Source organism: Shewanella sp. SM71, assembly GCF_025653905.1.
GTDB classification, from domain to species: domain Bacteria; phylum Pseudomonadota; class Gammaproteobacteria; order Enterobacterales; family Shewanellaceae; genus Shewanella; species Shewanella oncorhynchi.
Genome location: NZ_JAKKRW010000025.1, coordinates 1 through 20,686 on the forward strand (window position 1 = coordinate 1; position 20,686 = coordinate 20,686).

Sequence of the window (20,686 nt, forward strand, 5' to 3'; positions counted from 1 at the left end):
GAAATCTGTTATTCCAAGGCGCCGCTATAAGAATACAGAAATCTGTTATTCCAAGGCGCCGCTATAAGAATACACCTCAAGAAAGAGTCGATTGGTGCTTATATCGGTATCGACATTTAGTGGAGAATGCTTTTGGAAGAATTAAGCACTATCGAGCAATATCAACAAGATATGACAAGCTAGCAAGAAATTACGCCAGTATGGTGTCACTGGCGTTTATGTTAATGTGGCTGCCGATGTATTGCTGAACAACATTTGTACAGCAAAGATCAACAGACCCTAGTCATTTTATTGATTTTAAATATTAAACGCCTCAACTTAGTTTGGGGCGTTTTTTTTATCATTTTAAGGTAGGTGGGGTTTGGGGTGAATTTAATACTCTGGATTGCCGAGGAAGTTAAGTGATGTGATTTAAGCGTCATTTAACTAAGATAGATTGATATTCATAGAGTTAGTTTGCATTCATTTTTAAATGCTAAAAATGTTGTACATTTTTACTCACAGAGTTATGCACATTGGTTAAGCCTGCGCTATATTTTGAAGTTCCCGTAGATGGTTTTGAAGCGTTTTACTGCGTTAATTGGCATGATTCATGTCTTTTATGAGGTTAAGTTGTTGTATATCGGTATTTATGGGCTGGGTTTGCTGTGTATCGATATGGCTTAATTGGATGCAGTGAAAGCGTTGAAAACCTGACTCGCACCTGCGAGTATCAAGCAGTTTGATTGACTTGCTAGCTCTCGTTAATCAGCCATCATTACCTCGGTCAGCTGTCGTCAAAGCTGCCGAGGTCAAGTTAAGTCGACCCCAGTCAATCTCCAATAGTGATTTGTTCTTGTTATGGTTATTTCTCAACCTATCTTTGATTATCGAGTAAGATATCCTTGGTGTTTCCTTTATTCTCGTAGCATGATCAGCTTGCAACTTGCGTAAAGCTTTAGAATATTTTCTGTAAGCCTAGGTTGCCTCAAAGAATCCTTGCAATGGGATGGCTTGACTGGATAGATGAGAAACAAGAAATGAGAGTGTGTGGATGAGATGGTATAAATGACGGCCCCTTTATATGCGATGCGAGATCATGTCAGGCGTCCAAGTGTCAATAAGTCGAGTGACCCAGCACCTCAGAGACGAAAGCGTGGTTTTCGTCGTTTATTGTCTTGGTTATTTAAGGGATTAGTTTGGGCATTTATTTGCTCAATTTTATTAGTGATCCTACTACGATTCGTCGATCCTCCTATGTGGACTTGGCGTATCGAGCGTGCCTTATTTCCACCTGCACCTATCGGTGAGATCAGGCATCAATGGCGCGATTTAGCGCAAATTTCTCCCGAATTACAATTGGCTGTGATTGCAGCGGAAGATCAACGTTTTGTTGAGCATACTGGATTCGATTTAGCCGCGATAAGTTCGGCACTGAAATACAATCAAAAAGGCACCAAAGTCCGTGGGGCAAGTACCTTAAGTCAGCAGGCGGCGAAAAACCTTTTTATGTGGTCGAGTCGCAGTTTCTTTCGTAAGGGATTGGAAGCTTGGTTTACGTTATTGATGGAGTTGACTTGGGATAAGTCGCGTATTCTTGAAGTGTATTTAAATATTGTAGAATTTGGCCCAGGCATTTATGGCGCCGAAGCGGCATCAAAGCATTATTTTGGAAAGTCAGCGGCAAAACTTACCCAATACGAGGCCTCATTACTCGCAGCCATTTTACCCAATCCTTGGCGCTATAAGGTGTCTCCACCGTCATCCTATGTGCAGCAGCGCTCAGCTTGGATCCGTAAGCAAATGCGTCAGCTAGGTGACGTCACGCTTAAAAAAGTCCACGAAGCACGATGACGCTCTGGTGAGTTAGTTTGAGTGAGATGAGCTTAATTTGTCATTGGGTTCTTTGCTTAATCGTCGATGACTTTGAGATGTTTTATTACCGAATTGAAATAAGATTGGAATCATGTTGAATAAACGTTAGTTCTAATACGTTTTTAATGCTGCGAACTCCTATCCTGTTCGCTTCTGTGTCGGTTTAATGTTAAATTATCGGGAATATTTTATACCTTAGTTTCGCTTAGCCTAAGCATTTTAAACTGGGTTTGTATTGCGTAGGGCTGAGTCGTTGCGTTTTCTGATTTTGCATTATCTGCATAAGGGATATGTAAGAGCGGATAAATATTTAAATACCTAAGGTGAGTTCTTTAGGTATTGTTTTCATAAAATTGAATGTCATTAAATGGAGTTTCTTAAATGAAAAAGATTGTGATTGCCGCGGCAATTATTGCAGCAGGTGCTGGTGGTTATTGGTATATGCAGAATGGCGCGGGTTCTAGTGCCTCTGCTAATCCTTTGCTCGACTATGTGCCTGCCGATACGCCGATATTTTCGGGCCAGTTAAAACCCTTCCCGTTAAAAGCGTATTTACAGTCTATTTCTGGAAATTATCAGCAATATCCAAGTAACACGCTTGATGAACTCGGTGTGCAGGATAGCCCTATGGGCAAGTTCTTCGTTAGCATTTATCAGCAGTATATGGATGGGATGAAAGATCCTGCCTTACTGTTAAAAACCTTCGGTTTCCCCGATGAAGTTAAACCTTATATTTATACTTTAGGTGCTTTGCCAGTATTAAAGATTGATGTTAATCAGGCTGAAGCATTTTGGGCTGTATTAGATAAAGCCGAAAAAGACAGTGGTGTAACCCACGAAATGCGTAAAGTGGGCGATGTTGATTATCGCGCTTATGCACTATCGGATGAAAGCTCAGCAGAGAAAGCTGAACTGCTATTTGCCCAGAAAGATGGCATATTAACGATGACTTTCAGCACCTCTATTACCGAGCCTGAGTTATTAGAAATGGCATTTGGTATTAAGAAGGCGCCGCAGTCATTAGCCGCTTCTGGCATATTAGAAGATATTATTAAGACCCATGGTTTTAAAGATGACAGCATTAGCTTTATTAACCATGTGGAAATTGTAAAGGCATTGACCTCTGCAGATAGCAATATGCTAGCTAAGCAACTGAATCAATTTTTTGCTGATGAAAGTGCAGGTGAAGATCCATTAGCTCAAATCAGAACACCAGAATGTCGTACCGAACTGACTGCGATTGCCGCTAACTGGCCGCGTACCGTTGCTGGTTTAACGGCGTTTTCTGTGACGGAAAAAGAAAGCCATATGGCGGCTTCATTTGTTGTCGAAACGAAGAATCAACCTATTCTTGCGGCAATGCAAAAGATGCGTGGTTTTATTCCATCGCATCTGGCGGATATCGACAGCACTATCTTCTCCATGGGAATAGGTCTAGATATCAATGAAATTACCCCTTCATTAACGGCTATTTGGGATGATCTGCAAAAGCCACAACTGACCTGTACACCATTGGCTGAGTTGCAGGCTGAGTTGAGCCAACAGAGCCCAGCTATGCTAGGCATGTTCACTGGTATGGCTAACGGTGTGAAAGGCATGAGCGTTTCATTGCTCGACTTTAAAATGAGCACACAAGATCAAGAGCCTAAGTTAGAAAGCTTAGATGCTTTAGTCAGCCTCAGCGCCGAAAACCCATCCATGTTGTTTAATATGGTCAAACCTTTCGCCCCTATGCTGGCTGAAGTGCAATTAGCCGATAACGGCGATGCTACTGATTTATCTCCAATATTGATGTTGCCTCCAGAGTTAGGTGTTAAGCCAATGCTGGCGATTAAAGGTCAACATTTAGTGGTGTATAGCGGTGATAAAGGCTTAGCTTTAGCCAACAAATTAGCAGGCGAGAAACTGTCAGCGAATGGCATGTACAGCTTGTCTGCTGATTACGGCAAGATGTTTACGCCAGTGCTAACACTGTTAGAAATGAGTGGTGAGCCGATCCCTGAAGAAATGCAAATGCTTAAAGATTACAACATGCGAGTTCAAATGAGCTTTGATGTGAATAAGCAAGGCTTGGTCATAGGTTCAGTCGCCAATTCTAAAGCGACTGAAAAGAAGTAATGCGTTAGTAAACTCATATTTGTTTAAAATGAGCCAGCAGATTGCTGGCTCTTTTTTTGGCTTAATTTAGCTTAGCTTGAGCCAACTTAGTGTGCTGTGCTGGCAGAACAAGTTGCGCTTTGGGCTTGGCGGAGCGCATTAAACTAACGAGCCCTTGCCATTGAATATCACTGTTCTGAGGGAGCAAAATATCCGGCTCAGTCCCGACACCCGACAGGAGTCTCCCCTGTGCATCATAGGTTAACGAACTGCTGAATCTTATGTTTAATCCACTGTTTGGCAGTTTGAAATGATACTGACGTGCAAAGTCGCCTGAGGTTTTTTCACCAATCAAATTTGCCCTAGACCAAGATTTAGTACGATAGGCAATCCACTCGCATTCTTGGCGACAATGGGGACTCACGAGTAGTGCTAAGCGATTTCGCCCTTCAGGAGCCACCGCAGGCTTAGTGCGAACATACCAAGGGCTGAATTTCTCTTTATCGACAGAGGGTAAGTTACGGGTGAGAGATTTGAGCCTAGGAGGACTGTACTCTAACGCATCCAGAGGCATAAAATTGAGCGGCTGTAGATAGTCATTTCTCAGCTCTGGTGAGCGGCGATAGTGCGCAAATCCCATCACGTTAGGTGTTAAAGTGTTATTTAAATCCGCATCTTGATATCGCGACAGCATAGTCAATAATTTCGGACTAAAACCACTGGCATCACGTAAATCAATGATTAGTAAGGGATGTGTCATGCCTTTGAGCAGTTCTTGCTGTTGTTCTTTATCTAATTCAAAGGCGTAGAGATCGCTGATCTTAAGTTTGACCGTCGTATTGTTGACCGTCTCTAATTGATTTGGCATGTCTTGAAATTCGGTGCGCTCAAATTGAGATAATTGGTTAATAAATTCGAGCACATTAATATCTTGAGTCTCGTCTTTTTCACTGATAGTTGCTAATTGAACTTGCGGTTTATGGCTTGGCAGGGCGAGAGTCACCTGCTGGCTTTGTAGGTCATCATTAATTAGCGTAATGACCACATAGGGCTTTATGCTGAGTCCTAAGTCTTCGCGCAGTAGGTTAAGTTTTTTCAGCCAAGGTAACTGCATTTCTTGACTCTGTTTTGCCGGCTCAGGTAAGTAGGCTTGGCTGGTCGCTACCCATTTGCTCATAGGTAAACCATCGATATGAGTGATAAAGGGGAAGTCGTTGTTGACTGGATTATTACCGTTATCCAAGGCTAACCATTGGTCGTTGACTGGCCTTAGCGTTAACGGGAGATCGCCGCTTTGATCATCGAAGTTATGCACTTGAGCGCCTGGATCTTTGAGGGTATTGAGTAATTTAGTGACTTCAGCAGCAAAGCGATCATTGGGAGTAATATCTTGATACTGTTCAACAATAAGGCTAGCCATAAATTTAAGCTGCGGGTTGGCTTTGTCGGCCGTTAAGGCATAAAACGCTGAGTGTTGCTCGATTTGATCCAATAAGGCATAGAGATCTTGGCGTACCTCTTGTGCATTTAGCACTGGTGCAGCGCTATCTTTTGGCACAGCGAAAAACGCGAGCTTAAGTAAGCTCGCGAAAATAATGACACTGAGTAGCATGACTATGCTGCGGTAGCTAAAACTCATATTCCTCCATGATGTTAAGGCGCGGCTTCAGGGCACAAAAAGGTGTGCGACTATCGGCTTAAATGCCATTCGGATCAATGTAAATCGTCCCGCTGAGCCATAAACCCAGGTCCATCTGAGCAATTTAGCAGCAGGTTTGGTAGATTAGCAGCAAATTATGGTCGATTTTTGTACTTAGTCACTTTATATACCCAAACAATCTTAAATAGCGGGATCAAGTGGGTATATCTTTCTTAAAGAATATCGTTGAGTGAAATTCCGATACCAATACGTTGATTGTGATAGTTGTAATCGATTAGGCTTTCGCCATAACCATTAAAGTATTGAGTATAAAAGCGTAAGTTGCCGACGATAGGATGACTCCAAGTCAGTTCTGCTGAGCCTCTGTCGATATCTTCTAGATTCGTTTTAACGGTTAAAGTGAATCTATGTTCATCGATACCATAAACGCCAATAAACTCTGCTTTACCTATATAGTCATCAATATTAGGGTTATCGTCGCCGCTGGCTTTATATGGATCTGTCTTTTCATCTTCAGGAATACGCCACCACACTTTGGTGGAGAAGGCGAGTGGGCCTGCATCAAAAATCATAGTGGCATAGAGTCGATTCCAACTGCGGGAAAGTGGCCCTGCTTTACCATTCGATTGATGTACGGCACCAAATCCCCAAAAGGAATTGGTCACACTGCCAATTTTCCAATCGTTATTAAACAGCATAAAGACTTCAGGTTCGTGATTGGTTTCCCTAAAAGGCGACGAAGTGTCTTTGTTATAAACCTGCCAATAGGATTGATTGGTGTAAGCAAAAAATAAATGGCCATTATCACCAAACACATTGTACCAAATAGGAAATTTAAAACTGATTTGGAACTTAGCCTCAAACTCATCTAAAGAATAGGGGTTGAGTATTGCATCTTCGGTGAAAGGTGCCATGTTGGGATCTGGGCTGTAGGTGACTGGTAAAAGGTAATTCACTTTATGTGGCGTAATCACAAAAGGTAGATCCGCCGTGGCAAGTTCATCTTTTACTCTTCCTTTGACTAATGATTCTTCGGCATTTACGTCCGTACAGGCTAATAGCCCTGCCAATGCAATACCTGAGTAAAGTGGTTTCATCTGCCCTCCTTGATGTGTTTATTTATTTGTCAGTCGTACTCAACAAAGATAGTTATTTCCAGCTTAACATTAGAAAGTGAATTTATGGTTATGGAAAAATCCTGTGTCACTTAATGACAAATCTTGTAGTCAGCCATTTTTAGTCCCATAGAGACATGTTTAGGTAGAATTTTTGGCAATAACATAGTGCCAAAATCATGCACTTAGCGGACAGAAATTATTTTGATGCAATTCGCTTAATCTTATTAAGTCATTTTTATTTCAATAGGTTAACCTGGATTTAGGGCATTTTTGATTTTGAAACCCAAGGTTTTCCCCACTTTAAGTGAGTGGTCACTCATTCTTTTATATCTAAATGATATAAAAACTAATAATTATCTATTTATTATGGAATATAAGACGCGCTATATTTCTACAGACTAAAGTGATCTTGGGGATTCTGATGGAAATTTTCTCTTTACCGGGCCAAGCGGCCAAAGGCAAAGTCTGGCTGGTGGGTGCCGGCCCCGGCGACGTTGAGTTATTGACGTTAAAGGCATGGCGCATCCTTAAAGCTGCTGATGCAGTGCTATACGACGCTTTAGTCAGCCAAGATATCCTCGATCTTATTCCCAAAGACGCTGAGAAGATTGCCGTAGGTAAACGTGCGGGCAAGCATAGCGCCGCACAGGACGAGATTAATCAGTTACTTGTCACTAAAGCCTACACCCGTAAAAATGTGGTGCGTCTTAAAGGTGGCGATCCTTTTATTTTCGGCCGCGGGGGCGAAGAGTTACAAACCTTAGTCGAAGCTGGGGTTGAGTTTGAAGTTGTTCCCGGCATTACTGCTGCCAGCGGCACGTCAGCCTATGCGGGAATTCCCCTAACCCACAGAGATCATGCCCAAGGCGTCACTTTTATCACTGGCCATTGTCAGTTAGAGAGTCGCCCTATGGATTGGCAAGGTTATGCTAATCCTAACAATACCTTAGTCGTGTATATGGGGATTCTGAACGCAGGCATTATTCGCCAAGGTCTAGTCGATGCGGGCCGAAGCCCTGAAACACCCGTGGCGATAGTGTCAAAGGCAACCACTAAAGAGCAACGTCGTTTTATCGGCCGTTTAGGTGAGCTTGAACAGCTTGCCGCCGATCCAGAATTACAAATGCCAGCTTTGATGATCATAGGTGAAGTCGTCACGCTGAGTGACACCTTGCATTGGTTCAAACCTGAAGCGATTGAATCGACTCAGGTCAGCGATGAACAGACTCAATCGGTTAGAGTCTCGGCCGTCGCGTCGATAAGCTAAGCCGCAAACAGTTAAAGCTATTAAGCAGTTAAACAAATTAAGCTAATCCATGCTGTGGTAACACGGCGAATTTAAGGTAACGGAGAATAGTATGGCCGGGCGTGAACTAAGCCACTTACAACAACTGGAAGCTGAGAGCATCCAGATCATTCGTGAAGTTGCAGCCGAATTCGATAATCCTGTGATGTTGTATTCCATCGGGAAAGATTCTTCCGTTATGTTGCACTTAGCGCGTAAAGCCTTTTATCCAGGCAAGATCCCATTCCCGCTGTTGCATGTCGATACAGGTTGGAAATTCAAAGAGATGATCGCGTTCCGTGATGCGCAGGCAAAGAAATTTGGCTTCGAGTTACTGACGCACATCAACCCAGAAGGGTTGGCGCAGGGAATTAACCCCTTCGACCATGGTAGTGCGAAACACACTGACATAATGAAAACCCAAGGTTTAAAGCAAGCACTTAACCAATATGGTTTCGATGCGGCTTTCGGTGGGGCTCGCCGCGATGAAGAAAAATCCCGCGCCAAAGAGCGCGTGTATTCCTTCCGCGACCGTCACCACAGATGGGACCCTAAAAACCAACGTCCAGAATTATGGCGCACCTATAACGGTGCAGTGAACAAGGGCGAAAGTATTCGCGTGTTCCCATTATCTAACTGGACTGAGCTGGATATTTGGCAATATATTTATCAAGAAAACATTGAGTTAGTGCCTTTGTACTTTGCAGCTAAACGCCAAGTGGTTGAGCGCGGTGGTCAGTTAATCATGGCCGATGACGAGCGGATGAAGTTAGCCGAGGGCGAGCAGATTAAAGAAGAAGTGGTGCGTTTTAGAACCTTAGGTTGCTACCCACTCACTGCCGCCATGTATTCTGAGGCCGACAGTCTAGAAAAGATTATTGAAGAAATGCTGTTAACCCGTTCGAGCGAACGTCAGGGCCGATTGATCGACTCAGATCAAAGTGCCTCTATGGAGCAGAAGAAGCGTCAAGGCTACTTCTAATCTCTACAGGGTTAACCCTATTTCGCGAAAGTGGCGCTAATCAGCGCGACCTTCAGCCAAGCAGATCAAGAGTGAGAATAAGATGGACAAAGCGGTCAATAAAACCAATCTCATGGCGGCAGAAATTACCCTCCATGGTGTGAAAGAATATCTAGCCCTGCAGCAGCACAAAGGCTTACTGCGCTTTTTAACCTGTGGCAGTGTCGACGATGGTAAAAGTACCTTAATCGGCCGTCTGTTACACGACAGCGCGCAGATCTATGAAGATCAATTAGCGAGCCTCAAGAGCGACAGCGCCAAGATGGGCACCACAGGTGAAACGATTGACTTAGCCTTGCTGGTGGATGGCCTACAAGCTGAGCGCGAGCAGGGCATCACTATCGATGTGGCTTATCGTTATTTTTCAAGTGATAAGCGCAAGTTCATCATCGCCGATACGCCAGGGCATGAGCAGTACACTCGCAACATGGCAACGGGTGCATCAACCTGTGATTTAGCGGTGATTTTAGTCGATGCCCGCTACGGCGTGCAGACTCAGACTAAGCGCCATGCGTTTATCGCGTCATTACTGGGTATTCGTCACTTTGTTGTGGCCGTGAATAAGATGGATTTGCTTGGGTTTGACGAGCAAGTATTCAACCGTATTCGTGCCGATTTTACGGATTTCGTTAAAGATTTCGGCAACCTCGATATCCACTTTGTGCCGTTATCGGCGCTTAATGGTGACAACGTGGTTGAGCGCAGCACCCAAAGCCCATGGTATCAAGGCGGTACACTGCTTGAACTGCTAGAAACCATTGATACTCAGCGTGAACTCAGCTCATTGCCTGTGCGTTTTCCTGTGCAATATGTGTCGCGCCCTCACTTAGATTTTCGCGGTTTTGCAGGCACTTTAGCCTCTGGCATCATCAATGTCGGCGACGAGTTAGTCGCTTTGCCATCGGGCAAACGCAGCAAGGTTGAACGTATTGTGACCTTCGATGGTGACATACAAGAAGCGGTTGCAGGCCAAGCTGTGACTATCACGCTGGAAGATGAAATTGATATTTCCCGTGGCGATTTACTGGCAAGACCGGATTCTGCCCCAGCCGTTGCTAACGTGATCAGCGCTGATATAGTGTGGATGGATGAAAAGCCATTACAACTCGGTCAGTTATACGACATCAAAGTGGCCGGTAAGAAGACGCAAGCTTCTGTGACTGCTATCGATTATGTGGTTGACGTTAATACCTTAGCACGCAGTGCGACGGACACTCTTGGGTTAAACGCCATTGCGCGTGTGACCTTAGAACTGACCGAAGACATAGTGTTTGATGCATATTCGTTAGTACGCGATACCGGCGGAATGATCTTAATCGACCGCCTGAGTAATGCGACGGTTGCCGCGGTTATGGTGGTGTCGGGTCAACATGTTAACAAGCAAACAGCGTCACAATTTAGTGCCTTTGAAGTCGAGTTTAATGCCTTAGTGCGTAAACACTTCCCCCATTGGCAAGCGATAGATATCACTAAGCTTGGAGCTTAATTTGTGAGTGACTTGTGGCTATTAGCGATTATTTTGTTAGGGCTTGTGGCTGGCTTAATTAGTGGCCGTATCAATCCAGCGGTATTGTTTTTATTTGCATTTTTGCTCTGTTATTTGCTTGGCATGGTTGCGCTCGATACCGCATTAACAAGCTTTACCAATATTGGCTTAGTCACGCTGGTCCTCTTGGTGTTGGCCGCGACTGCGTTAGAAAAAACGTCCCTGCTGGGAAAGTTGAGTCAAGTCATAGGTAATAATTCTTTGCCTATGACAATGGCAAAGCTCGGTTTTTCGACGGCTTTGCTGTCGTCATTTACCAATAACACTGCGGTCGTGGCATCACTGATTGGTGTTGTGCGCCGCAATCAGGCTCACGCGCCGGCTAAGTTATTATTGCCGTTAAATTATGCGGCAATTTTAGGTGGCACACTGACCCTGATTGGTACCTCGACTAACTTGATTGTGAACTCCTTTGTAGAAAACGCCGGCTTACCCGCCTTAGGGTTCTTCGAGTTTACGCCAGTTGCAGTGGTGATCGTTGTCGCGGGTATATTGTTACTGACCTTACTGGCGAACATTCTGCCCGACAGACGGGAAGAATCAGGTGAAGAAGCGCTGCCATATTTGCTCGAAGCCCATGTGGCGAAAGGTTCGTCCTTGGTCGGTCGCAGTGTGGTGGATAATAAACTTAGGGCGCTGAAAAAGTTATATCTGGTTGAATTAGAACGCAGTGGCATTTGTATTTGCCCTGTGCCGCCCCAGTTAGTGTTGCAAGCGGACGACGTGCTGCGCTTTAGTGGCGCGGTGGAATCGGTTGAGTTATTGCACCAATTCGATGGTTTAGATTGGTTTGGTAAACATCAAGCCAAAGGACAAAATTTAGTTGAAGCTGTACTCGCACCGTCGTCCAGTTTAGTGGGCAGTTCATTGAAAGCATCGCGTTTTCGTGAGCAATTTGATGCGGCTGTGATGGCCATTCGCCGCGGAAATCATCCGCTGAAGGGGGGACTCGGTGACATTATTCTGCAACCCGGTGATGTGTTGTTATTGACGCCAGGTGATGGTTTTAGCAATAGCGCAAAGCTGAGTTCAGAGTTTGCAGCGATCAGTGGTTTAGATTTGAATGTGCGTCTAGACAGTCGTCGTGGTCGTTGGGTATTGCTGGGCTTTGCGGCAACGATCATCCTGAGTGTCACTGGCATATTACCCTTGGCTAAAGGTTTAGTGATATTGCTGCTCAGTTATTTTGCCATAGGCGCAGTCACGCTAGCTGAGCTTAAACGCCGTTTCCCATTGGAATTAGTGGTGATCGTGGGGAGTGCATTAGGGCTTGCCAACTTGATGATGAGTACAGGCCTTGCGAACAGTTTAGCCCAAGGATTACTCTCAGTTATTAACGGTTATGGGGTATTTGGCGCTTTTGTCGGCGTGTATTTAATGACTTTATTGCTGACTGAACTGGTGACCAATAACGCAGCGGCGGCGCTGGCGTTCCCTATCGCTTACGCGATTGCGCTTAATTACGGTGTCGATGCAAGGCCCTTTATTATGGCCGTTGTCTTTGGTGCCAGCGCGAGCTTTATTTCACCCTACGGCTATCAGACCAATCTGATGGTGTTTAATGCGGGTAATTATCGCTTCAGTGACTTTGTCCGCCTTGGATTGCCGTTATCTGTGCTGTATTCCCTGATAGTGATATTTATGGTGCCGATCATCTTTCCATTTTAGTGATTAGCTTGAGTTTATTGTCCTTATGTTAGCGGTTAGTCAACATGGGGATTGAGGAGTTTTTATGACAAATATCGTGTGGCATCAACATCCTGTAGACCAAGCCGCCAGAGCCGAGCAGAAAGGCCAAAACCCAGTACTACTTTGGTTTACCGGACTTTCTGGCGCGGGCAAGTCAACACTGGCGGGGGCATTAGAGCGGGCGTTATTTGAGGCGGGATTCCACACTTATTTGCTCGATGGTGATAATGTGCGCCATGGCCTGTGTAAAGATTTAGGGTTTACGGTTGAAGACCGTGATGAGAACCTGCGTCGTGTGGGCGAAGTGGCTAAATTGATGGTGGATGCGGGGCTTGTGGTGTTATCGGCCTTTATTTCACCGACCCGTGAAGAACGTGATGGTATTCGTGCCCGTTTTCCTGCGGGGCAGTTTATTGAAGTGCATGTCGCTACGCCTTTGAGTGTGTGCGAGCAGCGTGACCCTAAGGGGTTGTATGTGAAAGCGCGCAGTGGCGAAATTAGCAATTTCACTGGTATTTCATCACCTTATGAAGCGCCATTAGCCGCTGAGTTAACCATAGATACCAGCAAAGGCGATTTAGTGACTCAAGTGCGTGCATTAATCGATTATTTAACGGCGATCAATGTTATTAATGCCGATAAGGCAAAAGCGCTAGCTTAACATTTAGCCCTTATCTTGCTTAAAAGGAGCCTTTAGGCTCCTTTGTTATTTCTGGGTTTTACTGCTTATACCATTGATTCATAATTTTTTATGGCGTGAGCATTATTCTATTTTAAAGTCTTTAGCAAATAAGAGCTGCAGAGCCTTCAAGTATTCTTGATCCGGCTTAGGCTGTACTAGTTGGGCGAGTTCATCACCAATCGGTGTTAAGCGATAATAGCTAAAAAGCAGATTACCGCTCTTGGGCGTAAGCTTCATTTGTATGCCTTGCAGGGCAAATTGAATCGGTGTTTTGTTATTGAGTAGGCCGGTTTCGAACTCACTGCTGTGAAGTATTCCCGCATCGACTAAGGTCAAAATACTGGAATAAGGTAGCCCAAACTGGGATAAGCCTAAATTGACTGAGGTGGTTTTACGGAAATACTGGCCAATCCCACCTGACAAGCGGTAGCCACTGATGAGTTTTAGGCGCTGCTCGTTATTTACCTTAGCCGCCATGCCAAGGGCTTTTTCAAGAATTTGTGCTTCCCTGTGAGTCAGTTGCTTGAGCAGCGCTAGGGTACGTAGACTGAAGTTTCCCGGATTCACTATCTCGCTCGACAATATCCGAGCCCATAAATCTTGCATCTTACGGTTATGGATTTGTTCCGCCATCAAGAAAAATTGATGGCTCCAATCGGGATCAAGATCGACCCCAGTGACATCTGAGTGGGTATAACTGAGGGCTAAGGCAAAAATGGTTTCCACATTGGCCTGATATTCGCTCGATAACTTGCGTGCTCTATGTTGAGCTCGCTCGGCTATTGAGGCGTTCGCAGGGCGATATTCTTGCTCACTGGCGAGCCCTAATTGGCGACCAAGTAGCAGGGCTTTTTTGCGAGCGGATACCTCGGATGCTGACTCGCCTTCTTCTGCCAACAGTAAAATATCTGAATCCTTCATCGCGTTATTTATCCTTGAGCCTGCACTGTGGTTGAGGTGTGGGCTTAGTGAACTCTTACATTCGGTTGTAGCTCACTTTAGATGATCATCTCTTTAGTTTGAGCATCTCGTTAAGCCAATTCTTTGGTTCGTTATTATGCCGTTTTATTTAACGACTTTAGCGATTGATTTCGCACTTTTAGTTGGCCAAGACCATAAGGTTTCATTACCCGGTTCAGGATGGCGCGGAACATTCAGCGCTAGTATTAACGAACATACGGCAAAGCCCGCCCCTATGTAAAATACAAAGGCGGGATCGGTTAACCATAATAAGCCCAAAAGCACAGGAATAATCACAGCCGCTATGTGGTTTATGGTGAAACTGACTGACATAGTGGCGGCAATATCTTTGCTGTCGGCGATTTTTTGAAAATAGGTTTTCATCGCAATTGCCATCGCAAAAAGTAAATGATCGATAACGTAGAGTGCTGCCGCCATATGGGCTTGTTCGACTAGGGCATAGCTGATAAAGACTAAGATGAGTCCGATATATTCCACAGTAAGCGCATTACGCTCACCAATACGTCCAATCAAACGACCAATAGCAGGCGCAAAAAGTAGATTAACGGCATAGTTGATTAAGAACAGCGCAGTGATTTCACTGACGCTATAACCAAACTTTTCAACCATCATAAAGCCCGCAAATACCATAAAGATTTGCCGCCTTGCACCTGAAAAAAAGGTGAGCAGGTAATAGAGCCAATAGCGTTTACGCAGTATGATTTTTTTGTGTTGTATTTCCGTTGTCTCAAACTTGGGGTAATACCATGTTATGGTTAGCACAATGATGAGACCTAATACGCCTATAATCAAATACATATGCAGGTAGTCTAGCTTCAACCAAGTCATTACTAGCCAAATGCTGGCATAACCGACTAAAGCGGCCGCCGAACGCCACGCCAGTGCTTTACCCATAAATCCAGCTGCGTCTTTTTTATCGACCCATTGCAGCGTTAGCGATTGGTTGATGGTTTCAAAATAGTGAAACCCGACAGACATCAACACAGTCGTTAGATATAGGCCTATGACCTGAGGAAAGAAACCTGTTACCGCTACGCCGATACATAAAATGGCGAGCGAGAGCAGGGCGAAGGCTTGTTCTCGAATGAGCAGCAGCACAAAAATTGCCGTAAAAGCCAAGAAGCCGGGGATTTCGCGCAGGCTTTGTAACATGCCGATTTCAGCACCAGTGAATTGGGCTTTCTCAATCACGAAGTTGTTGAGCAATGCCTGCCAAACGGCAAACACGAGCGACATAACAAAGGTCATCCACAGCAAGAGTGCTTTAGGATCTTTTGCTTGAATAGCTTTCATGGATAAGGGACTCAGGCGATAAGTGTTCAAATGCTAATGCTTTTTCCTTAGGTTGGCTATATAAGGTGTGACTTATCCCTTTCAATTTTGTAACAATGTTTAGGCGAATTAACTCCCTAGGTTACAAAGACGCTAAAGCGAGGATATACCTAAAGCGTTATTTTTGTGAGGCAGTTAAAACTACCGCATATACTTGGGGTGTTTGGCGCTAAGCCCGTGATCTATTTCATGTAAATTGGCGGGTAAATCACCTAGTATGAAATATCTTAATTGTCATTTTACTTTTGCATACCAAGTTAAATTCCACTGGAATGCCAATGACTCTGGGTGTCCATTGCTACTTTTAGCGCATTTAGTCTGAGCGTTGTGATGTCATTTGATATGCCAAACGGGCATAGAGAGTCGAAATTAAGTCGCCTGCACCGTCTTTTCTAGGCCGCTTATTGTTATTTTGCTTGGGATTAATCGAGGCTAAATTGAAAAGAATTCTTATCATTTACTCTAGTGTTCACGGCCAGACTCAAAAGATTGCTAAAAAGCTTGAACAGCAGTTAATGGCTTTGGGTAATGAAGTGGTTACTGCCGATATCAAGGCCGCTCCAGAGCTCACTGAGTTCGACAAAATCATCATAGGCGCCAGTATTCGCCATGGTAAACATAACCCAAGTTTGTACGAGTTTATTGAAAAGCATCAAGCCGTATTGACGGATAAGGTCAGTGGTTTTTTCTCTGTCAGTTTAGTGGCACGTAAACCCGAGAAAAACACCCCAGAGACCAATCCTTACATGCAGGCATTTTTAAGTAAAACCACTTGGCGGCCACAATTGTTGCGCGTTTTTGGGGGTAACTTGAATTACCAAGGCTATAACGCTTTAGATAGAAATATTATCCGTTTCATTATGTGGTTAACGAAAGGACCTACGGACCCTGTTACCAATGTTGAATACACGGATTGGCAGAAAGTGACTGAGTTTGGTGAGCAGATCCACAGCGCTTAAGCTTGATATCAAATTTCGGTGCTTCATTTAGCCCTATTCTATTCGCGCCCTGAAAGCTGTATGTATGCCTTAGTCACAAGGGCAAAGGAGCATTAAATATGATCAGTATGATGACTAAACTTCGCTCCTTGTGCCGAGTCATTATGGCGCAACTGCATGTGTGGATTGTCGTGTCGACTATTTTACTCGTGTGTTCCAGTCCGTGGATTTTTATGGGCCGACGGATACCCGATAACGCCAGTTTTTGGGATTATTTGCATGTATATTTAGGTTTAGCGTGCACTGTGCTTGGGATTCTTTTTTTACTCAGCAATACCTTGCGTGGCAAGTGGCACCAATACTTTGGCTGGTTGGCGGGCGATTGGGCACAGTTAAAGCAAGATATTGTTGGACTTGCTAAAAACAAATTCCCCGTCGCTGGTGGCAAAGGGCTGTTTAGTGCCATAGAAGGTATCGGCATGCTGTTGCTAGTGGCTACAGGGGTTACGGGCCTCGTTTGGTTTATCGTTCAAGGGACGCCAACGGCACTGACATGGCGTGGTTATCATCAAGTCTTTGCGCAGGCTTTTATTGGTTTCTTGATCCTACATCTCGTCTTGGCAGCGAGCCATATTCTTGATTTTATTCGGCAATAAACTGCAGAACCCATATTGAGCGCTTATATCGATAGCTTGGATTGAACACGCATAAAAATGGCCTCCTAATTTGGAGGCCATTTTTTATTTCAACGATTGTTTTAAATTAGCTAAGACGTTGCTGACGGGTCACACCAATTGCGGCGGCGAAGACTAGAAATAACCAGCCTAGACTGCCACCCGATGAGGTTTTAGCGGGGGCGGCATCTTTCTCAACAGCAAGGTAGTTAATTAACCCAATTAACTCATCTAAGGTTTTGATGCTGTTTAAATTTACCGCATATTTATCGTTCACGATAAAGGCGGGTACGCTGTCGATTTTGAATTCATTCTGCTGGGTGCGCCACAGGGAAAGCTTTTCATTAGTGCTTTTGCTATCGGCTAATTCATCGTATTTAGCAGCATCGACACCAAATTGGGCGAAGACTTTTTTGATGTCATCACGGCTGTTAATTTGCGGCTCATGCTGATGGCCAGGTGCACTGTGATCGTGGCCGTTTGCGCCCTCTGCGCCTTGGATTGCGGTAAACATGGCATGGGTTAAGGCGTCTTTGTTATCCACGCTTTGGATCACGGCTAATGAACGCATCACTTCGGTGCCAATGTCGCTATTCATAAAGTCGACATGCTTATTGTCGAAACTTATCTGTTTGTTGAGGTTTGCCTTGATATCAGGCAAATAGTTGGTTTCCATATTGAAGCAGTTATGGCAATAAAATGAATAGAATTCAGTCAGTTTTGGTTCGCTGCTAGGCGCTTTGGTCGAGATTTGAGTGTAATGTGTGCCTTCAACAAAATTGGCGGCAAAGGTGCTCAATGGTGCAATCGCTAAGGTTACAGCCAAGGCTAATTGTTTAATCATAGTTTCCTCAAATTCGGTGGGATTGAATTCACAATGTCAGTCGTTGTTATCGTTGACATTCAACGGTCAACATAAGAGATAGAGTGAGCTTCAACCTAGGAGTTAAGCTAGCCAAAATGCCAGCGTTGACACATAGGTTCAGGTTAAATGGAAAGGCTTAATTATGACTGAATTGGCATGAAGCTAGTAGGCTAAATCTGTGATCTCAATGGAAGTTTTACCTTAGATTTGGCAGGACTGTAGGCAGGATCGCATCGCTAAGTCGGTCCATGTTGATTAAAGCCCCTTTCTGCATCATCACTGACTAAATTCTTACGCAATATCCCTAAGCGACTGCCAAGCTTCGCACACCTCGCGAAAACGCGCCGCATCGCCATCGGGTCTGTCTGGGTGCCATTTGAGCGCTAAACGACGCCATTGCTTGCGGATATCACGGGCGGTAGCACTCTCGTCTAATTCGAAAACTCGCAGCGCGTTACCTTTGTTCATCAGATTGATATTTAAGCCAATATAGCTCTTATAATTGCTCCAGAATGCCTCAAGTAATTCTCGTACTACGTTTTCGCTGGTGTCGTAGTTATTCCAATCGAGGTAATACTCACGCAGGGAAGTATCTTGCATTATCAGCAGGTTAACGTTTGATGGTACTAAGCGGAAGATTTGAATTTCCATGGCTTTGACTTGCAGCCATTGCTTGGGCAGTAATATTTCCTGCAGTTCAAACAGGGCGTTCATCAGTAGGAAGTTACGTTTGAATAAATCGTTACCCGGATTTTCATCAAGCTGGTGGATCAGCCCTTGGGTTTGTAATTCAGTGGCTAAGTGATGGATTTTCCAACTTTGATTTGAGGCTTGTAAAACCGTAAGCAACGGCCAGATCAGTGGGTTATCGCCCTTAGTGTTTGCAACTCGAATCGATTGAGGTTCTTCAGTGAGTGAGGGTTTGGCAAATAACATACTGACTGTCCCATCCTAAATTGTGAGTGTTACCAATGCGCCGATAAAACTGCTGGGCTGCAACAAAGATGACTCGAAAGGCGACGATAAATGATCATTCACTAAGTTGAGCCGCAAACTATGCCACAGAGCCAAAGTGTAGGCAAAGATGAATTTTAGAGCAATACCGTGATGGTTTACTCCTATTTTAGATGGTTTCTCGGCGTAAATAAGCCGTTAACAGCAGTGAGGTTTTAGTGAAAGGCAGTTAAGAGATGGATAGTTTTAGACATGATGCCCTTGTTTATATCACATAAAATCAAGGGCATGATTATTTTCACATAGAGTGAAGGACTAGATCTCGGTGAAGATCACTTCTTGATCTAAGCGAGACTTAGGCAATTTAGCGTTGAAATCATTTTCTGAGTGATAACCCAAGGCGACAACCACGCAGGCACATAGACCTTGTTCTCTTAAGCCTAGGACTTGATTCATTTTAGTGGCATCAAAACCTTCGATCGGACACGCATCAATATCTAATACACTTGCACCGAGCATTAAAGTGCCAAGCGCTAAGTAGACTTGTTTTTCCATCCAATGCTGGGCATCTTTCAGCTCAAATTTATGCATATTAGCGAAGAAAGAACGGCCATTATGTTGGCCTTGCTTGGCTTCTTCATTAGCAAAGCGGCCATCCTTCGCTTCTTGCTCGAGCACTTGCAGTAAGTGTGCTTCATCTAGTTGAGCACGAGCACAGAGTACGAGTACATGGGAAGCATCGAGAATTTTTTGGGTATTAAACGCATAGTTTTCGGTCGCTTGGGCAACTAACGCTTTACCTTCCGCCGTACTCGCTAACACAAAATGCCAAGGCTGTGAGTTAGTCGATGATGGGCTGTACTGCAATAAGGTTTTGATTTCTGCTATTTTATCCGCAGGAATCGTCTTAGTTGGATCAAAGGCCTTAGTGGTGTAGCGCTTTTTGGCGAAGAAACTTAAATCACTCATGTAACGGCTCCAAATCATTAAGGAATACAAATTCAATGGCAGCATTTTAAGCAGGTTTAACTAAAAAACAATGTGATCAAGGCAGGTATTAGTTTCAAAAAAAATTTGAAACTGGGTGCTTATGCGCACTAGACAAAGCTTATGTGTGATGGAGTAGATGGCATGAAGTTTCAGACAATCCCAATTATGCGGATCTTTGATGAAGATAAAGCCAAAGAGTTTTATCTTGGCTTTCTGGGTATGGAATTAGATTGGGAACATCGCTTTGAGGATGGCTACCCGATTTATATACAAGTTTCACTTGGTAATTTTGTTTTGCACTTGAGCGAACATTCAGGCGACTGTACTCCTGGCTGTAAGGTTTTTGTGAATGTGAGTGAACTTGATCAATTATTTGCTCATGTGACTTCTAAGCCATATAAATACAACAAACCTAGTATTGAAGATGCGCCTTGGGGCGATCGTTGCTTTACTGTAACAGATCCGTTTTCAAACAGGATTTTGTTTAATGAAGCAGCAGACACATAACAGAGTGAGGCATTCGAGGCCTGCGGCATTCACAAGTTTACGCGCATGGGCACTGCGTTATGCTTTCAGGAGAAAAAATGAGTTCAGTTGAATTGTGGAAATGCTTTGTTGACGAGTTTGCTCAGTTACATGATGGAGTATTTGAAAAATGGGTCTTGCAAGAAGGGAGCTATCCAAACAGGCAGGAAAATTCAGAAATAAATGAGTTCTTAAAGTCACTAACTGTCCAGCAAAGAGAGATTCTCGTCAAGATGCTTATTAATGCTAGACGTGGTGGTATTCATGATGCCTTAGTACGACTTAATGACAGAATGGACTGCGAAAATGGTCAGTATTACGAAAACGGCATTGAGATGGAATTTCAGCCCTTTGGTTCCACCCTTTACTATGACTATGTTTGTCGCCGAGAAGGGGATAATTGGGAGCAAGAATAGGTATTATCGGAATATCTTGCTTCCAGTGATCAATCTGCATATAGCCTAGCACACAGCTG

Annotated in this window: 19 protein-coding genes; 12 read left to right on the forward strand and 7 right to left on the reverse strand. The window is 44.2% G+C overall.

What is annotated here, in order from left to right:
- The 3 genes from L5L97_RS19820 to L5L97_RS19830 form a co-directional block, all read left to right on the forward strand.
- Nucleotides 1-248 (forward strand): transposase (locus L5L97_RS19820; protein ID WP_263187178.1); only part of this gene is annotated, 248 nt, incomplete at its 5' end.
- 799 nt (nucleotides 249-1,047) lie between these two features.
- Nucleotides 1,048-1,833, forward strand: a complete 786-nt coding sequence (mtgA, locus tag L5L97_RS19825; RefSeq protein ID WP_105251581.1) for a monofunctional biosynthetic peptidoglycan transglycosylase — start codon at nucleotides 1,048-1,050, stop codon at nucleotides 1,831-1,833.
- Nucleotides 1,834-2,235: 402 nt separating this feature from the next.
- Nucleotides 2,236-3,972, forward strand: a complete 1,737-nt coding sequence (locus L5L97_RS19830) for a hypothetical protein (protein ID WP_263183626.1) — start codon at nucleotides 2,236-2,238, stop codon at nucleotides 3,970-3,972.
- A 61-nt stretch (nucleotides 3,973-4,033) separates the two neighbouring features.
- On the opposite strand, the gene L5L97_RS19835 is transcribed toward L5L97_RS19830, so the two are convergent.
- Entirely contained in the window at nucleotides 4,034-5,590 is a 1,557-nt protein-coding gene (locus L5L97_RS19835; RefSeq protein WP_263183628.1) for a S41 family peptidase, read from the reverse strand.
- A 233-nt stretch (nucleotides 5,591-5,823) separates the two neighbouring features.
- Nucleotides 5,824-6,708 carry a phospholipase A gene (locus L5L97_RS19840; RefSeq protein WP_219233807.1) on the reverse strand — a complete coding sequence of 295 codons (885 nt, stop codon included), beginning with the start codon at nucleotides 6,706-6,708 and terminating at the stop codon, nucleotides 5,824-5,826.
- A 442-nt stretch (nucleotides 6,709-7,150) separates the two neighbouring features.
- Here L5L97_RS19840 and cobA point away from each other — a divergent pair, with 442 nt between their 5' ends.
- From cobA to cysC, 5 genes are all read left to right on the forward strand, one after another.
- Complete coding sequence (gene cobA, locus L5L97_RS19845) at nucleotides 7,151-7,996, forward strand: uroporphyrinogen-III C-methyltransferase (protein WP_219233806.1); 846 nt, start codon at nucleotides 7,151-7,153, stop codon at nucleotides 7,994-7,996.
- 91 nt (nucleotides 7,997-8,087) lie between these two features.
- Nucleotides 8,088-8,996 carry a sulfate adenylyltransferase subunit CysD gene (gene cysD / locus L5L97_RS19850; protein WP_168822611.1) on the forward strand — a complete coding sequence of 303 codons (909 nt, stop codon included), beginning with the start codon at nucleotides 8,088-8,090 and terminating at the stop codon, nucleotides 8,994-8,996.
- An 82-nt stretch (nucleotides 8,997-9,078) separates the two neighbouring features.
- Complete coding sequence (gene cysN / locus L5L97_RS19855) at nucleotides 9,079-10,521, forward strand: sulfate adenylyltransferase subunit CysN (RefSeq protein ID WP_263183630.1); 1,443 nt, start codon at nucleotides 9,079-9,081, stop codon at nucleotides 10,519-10,521.
- A gap of 3 nt (nucleotides 10,522-10,524) precedes the next feature.
- Nucleotides 10,525-12,249: an SLC13 family permease gene (locus L5L97_RS19860; RefSeq protein WP_263183631.1), complete on the forward strand. Its 1,725-nt coding sequence runs from the start codon at nucleotides 10,525-10,527 to the stop codon at nucleotides 12,247-12,249.
- Nucleotides 12,250-12,313: 64 nt separating this feature from the next.
- A complete protein-coding gene (gene cysC / locus L5L97_RS19865) occupies nucleotides 12,314-12,931 on the forward strand; it encodes an adenylyl-sulfate kinase (protein ID WP_105251589.1) in 618 nt (205 codons plus the stop codon).
- 102 nt (nucleotides 12,932-13,033) lie between these two features.
- Here cysC and L5L97_RS19870 read toward each other — a convergent pair whose 3' ends face one another.
- Nucleotides 13,034-13,873, reverse strand: a complete 840-nt coding sequence (locus L5L97_RS19870) for a TIGR03899 family protein (protein ID WP_028761753.1) — start codon at nucleotides 13,871-13,873, stop codon at nucleotides 13,034-13,036.
- Between the two features lie 144 nt (nucleotides 13,874-14,017).
- Nucleotides 14,018-15,226, reverse strand: a complete 1,209-nt coding sequence (locus L5L97_RS19875) for an MFS transporter (RefSeq protein WP_168822615.1) — start codon at nucleotides 15,224-15,226, stop codon at nucleotides 14,018-14,020.
- Between the two features lie 476 nt (nucleotides 15,227-15,702).
- On the opposite strand from L5L97_RS19875, the gene hemG reads away from it, so the two are divergent.
- Both hemG and L5L97_RS19885 read left to right on the forward strand, forming a co-directional pair.
- Nucleotides 15,703-16,224: a menaquinone-dependent protoporphyrinogen IX dehydrogenase gene (hemG, locus tag L5L97_RS19880; protein WP_263183632.1), complete on the forward strand. Its 522-nt coding sequence runs from the start codon at nucleotides 15,703-15,705 to the stop codon at nucleotides 16,222-16,224.
- 107 nt (nucleotides 16,225-16,331) lie between these two features.
- Nucleotides 16,332-16,859 (forward strand): cytochrome b/b6 domain-containing protein, encoded by a 528-nt coding sequence (locus L5L97_RS19885; protein ID WP_263183684.1) that lies wholly within the window; start codon nucleotides 16,332-16,334, stop codon nucleotides 16,857-16,859.
- A gap of 106 nt (nucleotides 16,860-16,965) precedes the next feature.
- Here the strand turns inward: L5L97_RS19885 and L5L97_RS19890 are convergent, their stop codons facing one another.
- The 3 genes from L5L97_RS19890 to L5L97_RS19900 all read right to left on the reverse strand — a co-directional run bounded on the left by L5L97_RS19890 (nucleotide 16,966) and on the right by L5L97_RS19900 (nucleotide 19,665).
- The gene (locus L5L97_RS19890) at nucleotides 16,966-17,721 is read right to left on the reverse strand and encodes a DsbA family protein (protein ID WP_105251591.1); all 756 of its coding nucleotides are present in this window, start codon (nucleotides 17,719-17,721) and stop codon (nucleotides 16,966-16,968) included.
- 312 nt (nucleotides 17,722-18,033) lie between these two features.
- Nucleotides 18,034-18,678, reverse strand: a complete 645-nt coding sequence (locus L5L97_RS19895; RefSeq protein WP_006082872.1) for a DNA-J related domain-containing protein — start codon at nucleotides 18,676-18,678, stop codon at nucleotides 18,034-18,036.
- Nucleotides 18,679-19,011: 333 nt separating this feature from the next.
- Nucleotides 19,012-19,665 (reverse strand): oxygen-insensitive NAD(P)H-dependent nitroreductase NfsB, encoded by a 654-nt coding sequence (locus L5L97_RS19900; protein ID WP_028761757.1) that lies wholly within the window; start codon nucleotides 19,663-19,665, stop codon nucleotides 19,012-19,014.
- Between the two features lie 162 nt (nucleotides 19,666-19,827).
- Here L5L97_RS19900 and L5L97_RS19905 point away from each other — a divergent pair, with 162 nt between their 5' ends.
- Both L5L97_RS19905 and L5L97_RS19910 read left to right on the forward strand, forming a co-directional pair.
- Nucleotides 19,828-20,193, forward strand: a complete 366-nt coding sequence (locus tag L5L97_RS19905) for a glyoxalase superfamily protein (RefSeq protein ID WP_105251592.1) — start codon at nucleotides 19,828-19,830, stop codon at nucleotides 20,191-20,193.
- Nucleotides 20,194-20,270: 77 nt separating this feature from the next.
- Nucleotides 20,271-20,627: a DUF6547 family protein gene (locus L5L97_RS19910; RefSeq protein ID WP_232790874.1), complete on the forward strand. Its 357-nt coding sequence runs from the start codon at nucleotides 20,271-20,273 to the stop codon at nucleotides 20,625-20,627.
- Nucleotides 20,628-20,686: the final 59 nt, after the last annotated feature.

Bases quoted from the DNA above. Each gene is read 5' to 3' on its own strand.
- mtgA (WP_105251581.1), top strand. From the start codon at position 1,048: ATGACGGCCCCTTTATATGCGATGCGAGATCATGTCAGGCGTCCAAGT.
- L5L97_RS19830 (WP_263183626.1), top strand. From the start codon at position 2,236: ATGAAAAAGATTGTGATTGCCGCGGCAATTATTGCAGCAGGTGCTGGT.
- L5L97_RS19835 (WP_263183628.1), bottom strand. From the start codon at position 5,590: ATGAGTTTTAGCTACCGCAGCATAGTCATGCTACTCAGTGTCATTATT.
- L5L97_RS19840 (WP_219233807.1), bottom strand. From the start codon at position 6,708: ATGAAACCACTTTACTCAGGTATTGCATTGGCAGGGCTATTAGCCTGT.
- cobA (WP_219233806.1), top strand. From the start codon at position 7,151: ATGGAAATTTTCTCTTTACCGGGCCAAGCGGCCAAAGGCAAAGTCTGG.
- cysD (WP_168822611.1), top strand. From the start codon at position 8,088: ATGGCCGGGCGTGAACTAAGCCACTTACAACAACTGGAAGCTGAGAGC.
- cysN (WP_263183630.1), top strand. From the start codon at position 9,079: ATGGACAAAGCGGTCAATAAAACCAATCTCATGGCGGCAGAAATTACC.
- cysC (WP_105251589.1), top strand. From the start codon at position 12,314: ATGACAAATATCGTGTGGCATCAACATCCTGTAGACCAAGCCGCCAGA.
- L5L97_RS19870 (WP_028761753.1), bottom strand. From the start codon at position 13,873: ATGAAGGATTCAGATATTTTACTGTTGGCAGAAGAAGGCGAGTCAGCA.
- L5L97_RS19875 (WP_168822615.1), bottom strand. From the start codon at position 15,226: ATGAAAGCTATTCAAGCAAAAGATCCTAAAGCACTCTTGCTGTGGATG.
- L5L97_RS19885 (WP_263183684.1), top strand. From the start codon at position 16,332: ATGATGACTAAACTTCGCTCCTTGTGCCGAGTCATTATGGCGCAACTG.
- L5L97_RS19890 (WP_105251591.1), bottom strand. From the start codon at position 17,721: ATGATTAAACAATTAGCCTTGGCTGTAACCTTAGCGATTGCACCATTG.
- L5L97_RS19895 (WP_006082872.1), bottom strand. From the start codon at position 18,678: ATGTTATTTGCCAAACCCTCACTCACTGAAGAACCTCAATCGATTCGA.
- L5L97_RS19900 (WP_028761757.1), bottom strand. From the start codon at position 19,665: ATGAGTGATTTAAGTTTCTTCGCCAAAAAGCGCTACACCACTAAGGCC.
- L5L97_RS19905 (WP_105251592.1), top strand. From the start codon at position 19,828: ATGAAGTTTCAGACAATCCCAATTATGCGGATCTTTGATGAAGATAAA.
- L5L97_RS19910 (WP_232790874.1), top strand. From the start codon at position 20,271: ATGAGTTCAGTTGAATTGTGGAAATGCTTTGTTGACGAGTTTGCTCAG.